Consider the following 775-nt stretch of genomic DNA (forward strand, 5'->3'; position numbering starts at 1 on the left):
GCCAGGGTGGGGTCGGGGCCGAGTTCGAGGAAGATGCTGGTTTTGGGTGCGATGTGGGTGATGGCGGGGTGGAAGTGGACGGGCTGGCGGATGTGTTGGGCCCAGTAGTCAGGGGTGGTGATGTGGTTGTCGGCTGGTTGGCCGGTGAGGTTGCTGAGGATCGGGATGGTGGGTGAGTGGTAGGTGAGTCCGCTGACGGCCTGTGTGAAGGGTTCCAGGATGGGGTCCATCAGGGGGGAGTGGAAGGCGTGGCTGACGGTCAGTGTGCGGGTCTTGCGGCCCTTCGCGGCCCAGGTGGCGCTGATGTCGGTGACGAGTTCAAGAGGGCCGGAGATGACGGTGTTGGTGGGGGTGTTGAGGGCGGCGATGTTGACTTGGTTGTCGTGTGCGGCGAGGTCTTCGGTGAGTTCATCGGGGGTGGCGGTGATGGTGGCCATGCCTCCGCCGTCGGGGAGTCTTCCCATGAGGGTGGCGCGGGTGGCGACGAGGTGGCAGGCGTCGGGGAGGTTGAAGACTCCGGCGATGTGGGCGGCGGCGATTTCGCCGATGGAGTGGCCGATGACGGCGTCGGGGCGTACGCCGAGCGTGTCGAGGAGTCGTGCCAGGGCGATGTGTAGGGCGAACAGTCCGGCTTGGGCGTAGGTGGTGTGGTCCAGCAGCCCGGTGCGCTTGGGGTCGGTTTCGAAGACCACCTGCCGTAGCGGGTGTTGGAGATGCGGGTCGAGGAGGGCGCACACCTCGTCGAAGGTTTCGGTGAAGACGGGGAAGTGGTCGT

At 65.9% G+C, this 775-nt stretch carries 1 protein-coding gene; it reads right to left on the reverse strand.

Features of this window, described 5'->3' with window-relative positions:
• Window positions 1–775: acyltransferase domain-containing protein (locus tag VT50_RS37930; RefSeq protein WP_143645402.1), on the reverse strand; the 775-nt coding region annotated here is incomplete at both ends.

The sequence above is a fragment of the Streptomyces antioxidans genome (assembly GCF_000968685.2).
GTDB lineage: Bacteria > Actinomycetota > Actinomycetes > Streptomycetales > Streptomycetaceae > Streptomyces > Streptomyces antioxidans.